Origin of the sequence: Colwellia sp. BRX10-3 (assembly GCF_014077505.1) — a bacterium.
Lineage (GTDB): Bacteria > Pseudomonadota > Gammaproteobacteria > Enterobacterales > Alteromonadaceae > Cognaticolwellia.
In genome coordinates this window covers 1-382 of record NZ_JACGWA010000043.1, presented here as the reverse complement: position 1 = coordinate 382, position 382 = coordinate 1, and the positions used below count along the sequence as shown (strand labels likewise).

Sequence of the window (382 nt, the reverse complement as noted above, 5' to 3'; positions counted from 1 at the left end):
GGGTCGTTGGAGACTACAACGTTGATAGGTTGGGTGTGGAAGTGCTGCGAGGCATTGAGCTAACCAATACTAATTACCCGTGAGGCTTAACCATACAACACCCAAGTAGTTTTACTGATAAAGTGGACTATGAAGTGTGTATGTAGTTTGACAACAGTGTAGGAATACACATCACGCATGAAAATTGTGTGAATAAGAGATTAAAAACAAAATGTATTTATATAAAGTAGAGCTAAGGCTTTACGGACACAGCTTTCAAGATTGTACCCTTTTTGTCTAGCGACAATAGCGACATGGCCCCACCTGATCCCATTCCGAACTCAGAAGTGAAACGTGTTAGCGCCGATGGTAGTGTGGGAGTTCCCATGTGAGAGTAGGACAT

General features: G+C 42.7%; 2 rRNA genes. Both read left to right on the top strand.

Features of this window, described 5'->3' with window-relative positions:
* Positions 1-94: ribosomal RNA gene (locus H4J38_RS16950) — 23S ribosomal RNA — on the top strand; the annotation flags it as partial.
* Positions 95-275: 181 nt separating this feature from the next.
* Positions 276-382, top strand: a 5S ribosomal RNA gene (rrf, locus tag H4J38_RS16945); the annotation flags it as partial.